Source organism: Prochlorococcus sp. MIT2308, assembly GCF_059772345.1.
In genome coordinates, this window is record NZ_CM186283.1 from 1,296,521 (window position 1) to 1,308,572 (window position 12,052).

The 12,052-nt window shown below is 36.5% G+C and carries 12 protein-coding genes; 8 read left to right on the forward strand and 4 right to left on the reverse strand.

The window, feature by feature from the left end:
* Positions 1-3: 3 nt before the first annotated feature.
* Positions 4-219 (reverse strand): metal-binding protein, encoded by a 216-nt coding sequence (locus AC6EIW_RS07515; protein ID WP_498520053.1) that lies wholly within the window; start codon positions 217-219, stop codon positions 4-6.
* A gap of 130 nt (positions 220-349) precedes the next feature.
* Between AC6EIW_RS07515 and gcvT the strand changes: the two genes are divergently transcribed.
* The 7 genes from gcvT (at position 350) to AC6EIW_RS07550 (ending at position 8,686) form a co-directional block, all read left to right on the forward strand.
* On the forward strand, positions 350-1,468 hold the full coding sequence (gene gcvT / locus AC6EIW_RS07520; protein WP_498520054.1) for a glycine cleavage system aminomethyltransferase GcvT: 1,119 nt from the start codon (positions 350-352) through the stop codon (positions 1,466-1,468).
* Positions 1,469-1,542: 74 nt separating this feature from the next.
* Positions 1,543-3,363, forward strand: coding sequence for an aspartate--tRNA ligase (aspS, locus tag AC6EIW_RS07525; RefSeq protein WP_498520055.1), 1,821 nt, complete (start codon positions 1,543-1,545; stop codon positions 3,361-3,363).
* Positions 3,364-3,466: 103 nt separating this feature from the next.
* Positions 3,467-5,134, forward strand: a complete 1,668-nt coding sequence (gene pyrG / locus AC6EIW_RS07530) for a CTP synthase (protein ID WP_498520056.1) — start codon at positions 3,467-3,469, stop codon at positions 5,132-5,134.
* Positions 5,135-5,776, forward strand: coding sequence for a 7-carboxy-7-deazaguanine synthase QueE (locus AC6EIW_RS07535; protein WP_498520057.1), 642 nt, complete (start codon positions 5,135-5,137; stop codon positions 5,774-5,776).
* 47 nt (positions 5,777-5,823) lie between these two features.
* Positions 5,824-6,504 carry a 7-cyano-7-deazaguanine synthase QueC gene (gene queC / locus AC6EIW_RS07540; RefSeq protein ID WP_498520058.1) on the forward strand — a complete coding sequence of 227 codons (681 nt, stop codon included), beginning with the start codon at positions 5,824-5,826 and terminating at the stop codon, positions 6,502-6,504.
* Positions 6,501-7,841 carry an anthranilate synthase component I family protein gene (locus AC6EIW_RS07545; protein WP_498520059.1) on the forward strand — a complete coding sequence of 447 codons (1,341 nt, stop codon included), beginning with the start codon at positions 6,501-6,503 and terminating at the stop codon, positions 7,839-7,841. The genes queC and AC6EIW_RS07545 overlap by 4 nt, the downstream gene beginning before the upstream one ends.
* Positions 7,838-8,686, forward strand: coding sequence for an aminotransferase class IV (locus AC6EIW_RS07550; RefSeq protein ID WP_498520060.1), 849 nt, complete (start codon positions 7,838-7,840; stop codon positions 8,684-8,686). Before AC6EIW_RS07545 ends, AC6EIW_RS07550 begins: the two co-directional genes overlap by 4 nt.
* Here AC6EIW_RS07550 and cobA read toward each other — a convergent pair whose 3' ends face one another.
* Positions 8,687-9,472: a uroporphyrinogen-III C-methyltransferase gene (cobA, locus tag AC6EIW_RS07555; RefSeq protein WP_498520061.1), complete on the reverse strand. Its 786-nt coding sequence runs from the start codon at positions 9,470-9,472 to the stop codon at positions 8,687-8,689.
* Positions 9,469-10,281: a CbiX/SirB N-terminal domain-containing protein gene (locus tag AC6EIW_RS07560; RefSeq protein ID WP_498520062.1), complete on the reverse strand. Its 813-nt coding sequence runs from the start codon at positions 10,279-10,281 to the stop codon at positions 9,469-9,471. Before AC6EIW_RS07560 ends, cobA begins: the two co-directional genes overlap by 4 nt.
* 215 nt (positions 10,282-10,496) lie before the next feature.
* Here AC6EIW_RS07560 and AC6EIW_RS07565 point away from each other — a divergent pair, with 215 nt between their 5' ends.
* Positions 10,497-11,555: an anthranilate phosphoribosyltransferase family protein gene (locus AC6EIW_RS07565; RefSeq protein WP_498520063.1), complete on the forward strand. Its 1,059-nt coding sequence runs from the start codon at positions 10,497-10,499 to the stop codon at positions 11,553-11,555.
* A 21-nt stretch (positions 11,556-11,576) separates the two neighbouring features.
* Here the strand turns inward: AC6EIW_RS07565 and AC6EIW_RS07570 are convergent, their stop codons facing one another.
* Positions 11,577-12,008 (reverse strand): GNAT family N-acetyltransferase, encoded by a 432-nt coding sequence (locus AC6EIW_RS07570; protein ID WP_498492989.1) that lies wholly within the window; start codon positions 12,006-12,008, stop codon positions 11,577-11,579.
* Between the last annotated feature and the right edge of the window lie 44 nt (positions 12,009-12,052).

Genomic DNA, 12,052 nt, shown 5'->3' on the forward strand with positions numbered 1-12,052 from the left:
TTCTCATTCAACTAATACCTTTTCAAAATCGAGTTGTTGATCAACAGATCTTTCAGAAATCTTTGGTACATAAGGCTCTTTTTTTATCCAATGACCACAAGAAACAAATGAAGATATCTCAGAATGTATTTTTATCTTTCTAAGTTTGCACCATGAGAATGAATCAAAATGACTTGAAACACACTGATTGCAGCTCATACAAGATCTTTTTGGAGTCATCAAGTCTTAACACAAGACTCATAGAGTAGTAAAACTTTCCGGATCGAGCCACAAAGCATTAAATTTAGTTCTAGAAATTCTTATAGGTTCACGTTTTTACTAGTGAATTTCTTTAAACGTTCAGCAAAAAATGAAATTACAGCAAACTCCTCTTTACGAAGAATGCCAAAAATTAGGGGCTAAAATGGTCCCTTTTGCAAATTGGGAAATGCCTGTTAGTTTTTCTGGATTAATAGAAGAACACAATGCAGTAAGAAAAAATGTTGGAATATTCGACATATCTCATATGGGTGTTGTGCAAGTAAAAGGTAAAAATATCAAAAGCTCAATTCAAAATTTAGTTCCTTCAGACGTTTTTCGAATAGGACCTGGTGAAGCGTGTTATACAGTTTTTTTAAAAGAAAATGGAGGAATTCAAGACGATCTAATCATTTATGATCAAGGAATTTTAGAAACAAATGAAGAGAGCATACTTTTAGTAATTAATGCTTCAAGAAAAGAATCAGACATTGAATGGTTAAATTTAAATCTCTCAGAAAAAGAAATCACAATATCCGAATTCATGCCTGAGGGTGCATTAATTGCCATCCAAGGTCCACAATCAATCCGTACGTTTGAGGAAATTCTTCAAGAGTCTTTATCCGGCATACCACGCTTTGGGCACAAAACTATTGTTTCTAATCCCAATTTAATTAACGGAAAAGACTCAATTTTTATTGCACGAACTGGATACACAGGAGAGGAAGGTTTCGAATTTTTGTCATCGCCAGAAACAGCAAAGTCAATCTGGAAGAATCTCATCGCATCGGGAGCTACTCCATGCGGGCTTGGAGCAAGAGATACGCTTCGATTAGAAGCTTCAATGCATCTATATGGCAACGATATCAACTTAGATACCACCCCCTTTGAAGCTGGCTTGGGTTGGTTAGTTCATTTAGAAATGCCTAATGATTTTATAGGCAGAAAAGCTCTAGAAAAACAAGCCGAAAATGGAACAGAAAAAAAACTTGTTGGTATTAAGGTGCAGGATAAAGGAATCGCAAGAAAAGGATATCCAGTTTTATACAACAACGAAACCGTTGGACAAGTTACTAGCGGAACTTGGTCTCCAACATTGAAAGAGCCTATAGCTCTTGCATATGTGCCTAGCGAAATTGCAAAAACAAATATTAAATTAGAAGTAGAAATCAGAGGGAAGAAACATCCTGCAATAATCGTAAAAAGACCTTTCTACAGAAAAGGTTTTTGAGCAAGTAGAAACTGTGTTGTGCATAAAAGCCGTTCTTTGTGGGAAACTCATTATTTATGATGATTGAGAATTTCATGCGCAATAAGACTTGTGGAGAAATACGAGCTTCCGCAATTGGCGCAAATGTTCAACTATGTGGTTGGGTTGATCGCAGAAGGGATCACGGCGGGGTAATTTTTATTGACCTAAGAGACCGCTCTGGAACAATTCAAATAACAGTTGATCCAGATCAAGGTCAAAATCTTTTTAGCATCGCTGAAAGTCTAAGAAATGAGACTGTTCTTCAAATAAATGGATTAGTTAGAGCAAGACCTGAAGAAGCTATTAATTCAAAAATACCAACCGGCGAAGTAGAAGTCTTAGCTGAAAATATAAATATTCTGAATGCTGTTACTGGCACATTACCTTTCTCAGTTTCAATTCATGATGAAGAGAGTGTTAAAGAAGAAATCAGGCTGAGGCATAGATATTTGGATCTCAGAAGAGAGAGAATGAATACAAATCTTCGATTAAGACATAACACAGTCAAAGCGGCTAGGAGTTTTCTTGAAAACGAAGGATTTATAGAAGTTGAAACACCTATTTTAACTCGATCAACTCCTGAAGGAGCAAGAGATTACTTAGTCCCCTCAAGAGTATGCGGTGGCGAATTTTTTGCATTGCCGCAATCACCACAATTATTCAAACAATTATTGATGGTTGGTGGCATTGAACGTTATTACCAAATCGCACGCTGTTTTCGTGATGAAGATTTACGCGCAGACAGGCAACCAGAATTTACGCAATTAGATATTGAAATGAGTTTTATGGAGGAAACAGAAATAATTGATTTAAATGAGAGGTTAATTGTAAACATCTGGAAAAAAATCAAAGGAATTGATCTCCCAACACCATTTCCAAGGATGACTTGGCAGGAGGCTATGGATCGATTTGGAACTGACAGGCCTGATACTCGATATGGAATGGAACTTGTTAACACAAGTGATTTATTTTCTAAAAGTGGATTTAAAGTTTTTTCAAATGCTATTTCTTCTGGTGGATGCGTCAAATGCATCACCATTGAGAAAGGAAATAATTTAATTAGTAATGTAAGAATAAAACCAGGTGGAGATATTTTTAGCGAAGCCCAAAAGGCTGGCGCTGGAGGGTTAGCCTTTATTAGAGTTAGAGATAATGAAGAAGTTGATACTATTGGAGCCATAAAAGAAAATTTAACTACTTTACAGATAAAAGAACTCCTATCAAAAACCCAAGCGAAAGCTGGTGATTTAATCCTTTTTGGTGCAGGACCCACAAATATTGTTAATAGAACCTTAGATAGAGTTCGTCAATTTATAGCTCAAGATCTAAAAATCATTGCCGACAACGGATTAAAAACACAATGGAATTTTCTTTGGGTCACTGATTTTCCTATGTTTGAATTCAATTCTGATGAAAATCGTCTGGAAGCCATTCATCATCCTTTCTGCGCTCCGAAACCTGAGGATATTGGTGCATCAAAAAACTTATGGAAAGACAAATTACCCAGATCAAATGCACAAGCGTATGATCTAGTTCTCAATGGACTAGAGATTGGTGGAGGATCTTTAAGAATTCACAACTCGGAACTTCAAAAAACTGTACTTGAAGTAATTGGCCTATCTAGGGATGAGGCAGAAGAGCAATTTGGTTTTTTAATTGATGCACTTTCAATGGGTGCTCCTCCACATGGTGGAATTGCATTTGGACTTGACAGAATAGTTATGCTTTTAGCCAATGAAGATTCAATTAGAGATACTATTGCCTTCCCAAAAACACAACAAGCTCGTTGTTCCATGGCTAAAGCTCCTGCAACGGTAGAAAACAAACAATTAGAAGACCTCCATATATCCTCGACTTGGATCGAACCTGATTAAATTGGTAGAAATTAGCAGCAAAAATATTATCCTAAAGAGAAAATATGTAAATTACTTGGCGTTTAGCTGGATCAAGGTAGCTTAAAGAATGATTGAAAAGTAAATGGCAAAATTTGTTTTCGTCACTGGTGGTGTAGTTTCAAGCATTGGCAAAGGAATTGTTGCCGCAAGTCTTGGCAGACTACTGAAGTCAAAAGGGTACAGTGTATCGATTTTGAAGCTTGACCCCTATCTAAACGTTGATCCTGGGACGATGAGCCCATTTCAACATGGAGAAGTTTTTGTAACTGAAGACGGTGCTGAAACTGATTTAGATCTTGGGCATTATGAGCGCTTTACAGATACTGCAATGTCAAGACTAAACAGTGTAACAACAGGTTCCATTTATCAAGCTGTTATAAATAAAGAAAGACGAGGTGACTATGAGGGAAGAACAGTTCAAGTTATCCCTCACATCACTCGTGAAATTCGCGAGAGAATTAATCGTGTAGCAGATAATAGTGGTGCAGATGTCGTAATTTCAGAAATTGGAGGAACAGTTGGAGATATCGAATCTCTACCTTTTCTTGAGGCAATAAGAGAATTTAAAGGGGATGTAAAAAGAAACGATGTTGTTTATGTTCACGTCACATTATTGCCTTACATTGGTACCTCTGGAGAAATTAAAACCAAGCCAACACAGCACTCTGTTAAAGAATTACGTTCTATAGGTATTCAGCCAGATATTTTAGTTTGTCGCAGTGATAGGCCTATTAATGATGATTTAAAAAATAAAATAGGTGGTTTCTGTGGAGTTAACTCTGATGCGGTTATAGCATCTCTTGATGCTGACAGTATTTACTCAGTACCATTAGCTCTCAAAGATGAAGGACTTTGTAAAGAAGTATTAGATCGCTTGGATCTGGATGATCATGAAAGTGATTTAAAAGACTGGGAACAATTAGTTCATAAATTGCGCAATCCAGGTCCTTCTGTCAAAGTCGCATTAGTTGGTAAATATGTACAATTAAATGATGCCTACTTATCAGTAGTTGAAGCATTACGTCATGCATGTATCTCGCAAGATGTATCACTAGATCTTCACTGGATCAATGCGGAAAACATCGAATCAGAGGGAGCAGAAAAACTACTTCAGGGAATGGACGCAATTGTCGTTCCTGGAGGTTTTGGTAACCGAGGCGTAAATGGGAAAATAGCTGCTATCAGATGGGCAAGGGAGCAAAGAGTCCCTTTTCTGGGACTTTGCTTAGGTATGCAATGTGCTGTCATTGAGTGGGCTCGCAATTTAGCTGGTTTAGAGGATGCATCTAGTGCCGAACTAAATCCAAATTCAAAACACCCTGTAATTCACTTACTGCCAGAGCAACAAGACGTAGTTGATCTAGGAGGAACAATGAGATTAGGAGTATATCCTTGTAGACTTCAAACCAACACAACAGGGCAAAGTTTATATAACGAAGAAGTTGTTTACGAAAGGCATAGACATCGTTATGAGTTCAATAATTCATATAGGACTCTCCTAATGGAATCTGGTTATGTAATTAGTGGTACTTCACCTGATGGTCGGTTGGTAGAACTAATAGAATTAAAAAATCATCCTTTTTTTCTTGCATGTCAATATCATCCAGAATTTCTCTCAAGGCCAGGGAAACCACACCCTTTATTTAGTGGCTTGATTCAAGCGGCACAATTACGCGTACCATCCTCACCAAATGAGGCATTCAATCCACAATCAAAAATTACTGAAAAAAAATCTCTAGAACAGCAATAAATGGAACCATCTCTACCAGTAGTGGAATGTTTTCATTCTCTACAAGGCGAAGGAGAACATGCTGGTAGAAGCGCTTACTTCATTAGATTAGCTAGTTGTAAAGTTGGATGTCCTTGGTGTGATACGAAATATTCATGGAATTCCGAACTTCATCCACAAAAAAGTTTGATAGATTTATCAATTAACACAGCTAAAGCTCAAAAAGAAGGTGCGGCTTTTGTTGTAATCACTGGAGGTGAGCCATTACATCATAATTTAGATCATCTATGCAGAGAAATTAGGAAGTCTACACTCAACCTAGAAAAAAAATCTATTCCCATTCATCTCGAAACCAGTGGCGTAGATAGATTAAGTGGCAACCCAGATTGGATAACATTATCTCCTAAACGGCATTCTCCTCCACGCCTTGATAATCTCTTATCTTGCCAAGAATTAAAAGTTGTTGTACATAATGCTGATGATTTACTTTTTGCTAAAACAATGAATAATTTAATAAAAAACAATGGAAACATTAAGCCTCAATTATTTTTGCAAGCTGGATGGGACAATGAAGAGGGTCAAACACTCGCAATCAAATTTGTAAAAAATAATCCTGATTGGAGATTAAGCATGCAAACTCACAAATGGCTAGGTGTACTCTAACAATCTAGATAAATGAGATTTTGCTTCATTAGATTTAAAAAAAAATAATGATTGAACAGACTACAATTGCATTACTTTCCGGAGGAATCGATTCGGCTACAGCTGCTTGTATTGCTGTGGAAGCTGGGCAAAAAGTAATTGGTTTATCATTTGATTATGGCCAACGACATTTGAAAGAATTACAAGCAGCAGCAGATTTAGCAAAAGATTTAAATCTTGAAGATCATTTAACAATCAAGATTGATTTATCTTCTTGGGGTGGATCCTCCTTAACCGACACGTCACAAAAAATACCTACTAAAGGCATACAAAAAAATACCATTCCTAACACTTACGTTCCAGGTAGAAACACAATCTTTGTTGCTATTGGGTTAAGTCTTGCAGAGGCTCGTGGTGCAAATCGAATAGCATTAGGCATCAATGCAATGGATTATTCTGGATATCCAGATTGTAGACCGGATTATTTAGAGGCATATCAAGAATTAGCTAACTTATCCAGCAGAGTAGGGCGCGAGGGGAAAGGTATAAAACTATGGGCTCCACTACTAAATTGGGAAAAAACAACAATCTTTAAAGAGGCATTACGCTTACAAATTCCTATAGAAAAAACATGGAGTTGCTATCAAGGTAAAAGTAAACCATGTGGTATATGTGATAGTTGTCGTATTAGAGATAAAGCATTAAAAGAAATAGGTCGAGAAGATCTATGTAGTCAAGATATCTTGTGAATAAGATTAAACGACAACTATGTCAGTGGGAATCACCTGAGCTAGTAGCTCAAAAATTAATTCAAGAATGGGGAGAGGCTGGATTTATATGGCTTGATGGTGATGGGAGTGATTTAGGTCGATGGGTTACCTTAGGAATTAATCCTTTAAAGCAATTTTGTTCTAGAGAATTAGAAATTTCAAAAACGAATTCAAATCCTTTTCAAATTTTACGCGAATTACCGCCAGGGCATTGGACTGGTTGGCTGAGTTATGAAGCTGCATCATGGACAGAACCACAAAATCCATGGGAAACAAGTTCTATGGCAACTTTATGGATAGCCTCCCATGACCCTATATTAAAATTTGATCTACAAAAGCAAGAGCTATGGCTAGAAGGCCAAGATCAAAAACGCCTATCAATAATGAAAAATTTTCTAAACAGTACTTTTCATCAAAAGCTTTCCAAAATAGACACTGAAACTACAAAAAAAAAAGAAAGCAAGCATCGTATCCCACTAGGGTCCTGGGAATGGAAATTAACAAATCAAGAATATTCTGAAAGAGTTGATCAGATCAAAAAATGGATTGCTAACGGTGATATTTTTCAAGCCAATCTAACTACCTCTTGCCAAGCCCCATTACCAAAATCCATGCGTCCACTAGACGTATATTCAAAACTAAAAGAATGCTCTCCTTCTCCATTTGCAGGAGTAATTATCGGAGATCAATTAGCAAAAGGAGAAGCTATTATATCAACTTCGCCAGAACGATTTCTAAAAGCTTTACCTAGTGGTGAGGTAGAAACAAGACCAATCAAAGGGACTAGACCCAGAGATAAAGATCCAGAAAAAGATGCAGATTGGGCAGCAGAGCTTATTTGTAGCACAAAAGATCATGCTGAAAACGTAATGATTGTAGATCTATTAAGAAATGATCTTGGAAGAGTATGCCAACCTGGCTCAATCAAGGTCCCTCATCTACTTGTTTTAGAGAGCTATTCTCAAGTTCATCATCTAACTTCAGTTGTGAGAGGTAAGCTCATGACAAATAAAACTTGGGTAGACTTACTGGAAGCCTGCTGGCCAGGTGGCTCAATAACAGGAGCACCCAAGCTTAGAGCATGTAAAAGATTGTATGAACTTGAGCCAACAGCAAGAGGTCCTTATTGTGGGTCAATATTAAATATCAATTGGAATGGAGTCTTTGACAGCAATATTCTTATTCGATCTTTAATGGTTAAAGAATCCTCTATCACTGCTCATGCTGGATGTGGAATTGTTGCAGATTCAGATAGCAAAAAAGAAGCTGAAGAAATGAATTGGAAATTAATGCCACTTTTAAAAGCATTAACATGATTAACAATAAAAGCAAAAAATTAGGCTGGATTAATGGTCACTGGGGAATCTTCAATGATTTAAAAGTCCCAATTAATGATCGAGGACTGAACTTTGCGGATGGTATCTTTGAAACGATTTTAATTTTGAATGGGGAGCCACAGCTTCTAGATCAGCATTTAAATAGATGGGAAAAAAGTGCATGTATCTTAGAAATGAATTCACCACCATCCAAAGAATGGTTAATTTCACTCATTGAAGATGGAATTAATCGAGCACAATTAAATAATATAAATGGAGTCATTCGTATTAATTGGACTAGAGGACAATCTAAACAACGTGGAATTGATATCAGTCAAACAAGCCAGCATAGTTTTTGGTTGGAGATGGATTCTTATCAACCAAATTTTGAATCTATATCTACTATGATTAGTCAAACTGAAAGAAGGAATTCTTTTAGCCGTTTAAGTAATTGTAAAACATTTTTTTATAGCCAAGGAATTCAAGCACGCTTAGAAGCGAAAAATGCAGGCTTTAATGATGCAATATTATTAAATAGTCAAGGTGAAATATGTTGCTCCACTACAGCAAATATATTAGTGAAAAGAGGAAATCATTGGTTGACCCCACCATCTAATAGTGGTTGTCTACCTGGCATAATGCGTCAACGAGGAATTGATTTAAATATAATAAAAGAGAACATCATAGAGACCACACCTCAAGATAATGATGAATGGTTCTTAATTAATAGTTTGAGTTGTCGGCCAATTAAACAGATAAATAAAAAAAAGTTGAGGGTCAAAACAAATCCTAGAGACTTTTGGCTAAACCTATTGAAATCTACAGAGAGTGATTGTCGCTTTTAACTAGATTGGAATTGGAAACGTAACATCAGCAGGTGGAGGAGAACAAGCCTCTACTTGGAAATTAACAACAGACCCTATTACAACGATAGAGGGAGAGATGAAATTTTCGGCTTCTACTCGATCAAAAAGAGTCTCTAATGATGACTTTATAAAGCGTTGTCCAACAACAGTTCCCTGCTGAATCACGGCTGCAGGTGTAGTTGGATTCATTCCCCCAGCAATTAACTCTGTAGAGATAAACTTTAAATTATAAACACCCATATATATGACTAATCCATCACTGGATTGAGCTAGAGAGCGCCAATCAACTGCTGGACGCTTTTTATCAATTCCTTCATGTCCAGTCACAAAAGTTACTGAAGATCCAGCAAGCCTATGAGTAATAGGTATACCTAAATAAGCTGGAGCAGCGATGCCAGATGTAACTCCGGGGACAACTTGAACTGGCACACCTTTTTTAGCAAGATAGGCAGCTTCTTCCGCACCTCTACCGAATAAGAATGGATCACCTCCTTTTAATCGAACTATGCAAGAACAACTCTTAGCTAAATCAAAAAGAATACCATTCGTTTTTCTTTGAGGAACTGAATGGTGACCACGTCTCTTACCAACTGAGTGAAGTTGGCACTTTGCAGATACTAAGTTAAGCAACTCAACTGGAACTAAAGAGTCGTATACAAGAGCATCACATTGCCTAATTAATCTTTGTGCTTTAACTGTTAACAAATCAGGGTCGCCAGGGCCTGCTCCCACCAGATAAACAGTACCAAGCTGCTCTGTGGTCATGGCAAGTTTCCTAAGATATTAATAAGACCTCGATGAATCATTTCAATTTCAAGCAAAGATTTGAGCTGTTTTCCTTTACTATCAATTTCTACATTTTTATTTGGGGTTAAAAAATAAGGAATAGGAAAATAGTTCTTTTCAGCATACAAAATATCTTGGTTCCATCTGGTCCATGAATATAATGGAATGTCAAAGACATTTTCCAATGATTTTATGAAAACACTAGAGGTCTCTGAAGAAACAGGATGATGAATCAATGCAGGTTTATCAAAAGAACTATGATTATTTATCCAATCACCTATTAATGATAGCCATGGGTGAAAAGAACCTAAAAAAGGAAACAATTTAATATTTTTACCATCGTCCTGAAAACGTTTGAATATTTTTGGAACGTCATTACAGACATGAGTGCCAGGTAACAAAAACAGAGGAACCAATAACATTGATTTTTTACCAATATCAACTTGAGGTGGAACTTCTTGAGTCAAAGCCTCTATAGAAACAGATCTATTCTTAAATCTTTTTAATTGTTCTATTGTGGAAATGAGAGATGAATGAATTTCCCCACCCTTAGAGCCATGCACAAGTAAATGTAAATGATGATGAGTCTTCAGATCAGTTCTGTTCGGTAACAAAGACAACCCTTCACTAATACCTGTAAATGTATTATTAATTCCAGTTAACTCATCAAAAGCCAAATCATGACAAACCTGAGACGCTTCAGAAGTAATAGCTTCATTTGAGGAGGGAGTCCTTGTTGGAATACTATCAAGAACCAAAGAAGAAAAAGATTTAAAAGTACTTTTCATCGAGACCTATTTGTAGTGCAAGAAGTATGGAAAATGCTCAAAAATCAAACAATTAGGAGCATTGAAGAAAATGGAAGATAATACTAAAAAAAATTGAGACCAATTGAGACCGATCAATCAAAGCGATCATCTTGTTTTAGATTTAGATAAAATTAAAAAAATACTCAACGCAACGAACTTGCAAACAAAACTAAACTTTCAAAACAAACACACGAATGTCATATAAATACGAAGAATTTAAAACTTATTTAAGAAAAATAGGGAGTGGGCAATTTACAGGAAAAAGTCTAACTCGTGGAGAAACTAAAGCAGCTATCAAACTGATGCTGAAAGAAGAAGCAAGTGCAGCACAAATTGGTGGTTTCATGATTGCACATAGAATTAGACGTCCTATCCCGGAAGAATTAGCCGGGATGATTGATGCCTATATAGAACTAGGACCAAAAATTCAATCACCCAGTAATCAACGTCAACCTATATTTTTTGGGATGCCTTTTGATGGTCGAAAAAAAACTGCACCTCTATATCCTCTAACAACCTTACTATTACTAACGCAACAACAGCCTGTTATTTTGCATGGTGGTTCTCGTATGCCTGTGAAATACGGCGTTACTCATAACGAACTCTTTCAAGCCTTAGGATTAAATTTAACTGGTCTATCAATTTCTCAACTACAAAGTTTTTTCAACCATAACGAACTTGCTTTAATCCATCAGCCAGATCATTTTCCACTAGCTGAAAATTTAATACCTTATAGAGATCAAATAGGTAAACGACCACCGCTATCCAGTATGGAATTAATCTGGACATGTCATCAAGGAAAGCATCTACATATAAGTGGTTATGTTCATTCTCCAACTGAAGAAAGGCACTGGAAAACACTCGAGCTTATGGATGAAGAAAACATAATAACTGTTAAAGGACTTGAAGGTGGGATCGATCTTTCAATAAGTCGTTCATCAACAATTGGTCATTATAAAAATCAAAATGGAACAAGAGCGGTTTATCATCCCAAAGACTTTGAATATTCAGGACAAGATCTTGAATGGACCAACATCGAAGACTGGCAGAGATTTGCTTTCCAAGCTCTTAATGGAGAGGGCCCTTTAATTAAAGCACTAGAATGGAATGCTGGTATTTACTTTTTTTATGCTGGCTTAAGTTCTGATATTAAAGTTGGAATCAATAAAGCAAAGGAAGTAATCAATTCAGGATTTGCTTTAGAGCACTTAGAAAAATTAATTCAGTGGAGACAAGCAAATATTGATTCATAAGAAGACCTATTAAAAAGGCATTCAATGCAAAGTTTTTGCCATTAAATAGCGTAAAAAATGAACACCTCCTATTTGAATTTCCTCCGGAGCAGTAATTGTCCATCCATGACGTAAAAGCAATTTATAACTACATAAACTTGCCTCTGTTTTTAAATTTATAGGTCTATCTTTGAGAGTATCTTCTTCAATTTGATGTAATAAAGCTGTAGCGTGACCCTGCCGTGACGAACGCCCTCGGCAATAAAGTAATGCTAAGCGATTAGTTGGATATCTCAAAGCAAATGCTTCAATCGTCTTATTAACACAACTCACCCAACCAACTCCTTCCTTAAGAGGTTTATCTAAAATCCCAGGGAGATAAGCTAAGGAAGACCAAGCATCAATCTGTTTTTGGCTATATAAGGATTTATCACAAGTTCGAATAGCATCTTCATAAACTTCTCTCAAAGCCATTTCATCGGAACTCTCACAAGGTCGCAAATATCGATTTAGACTGT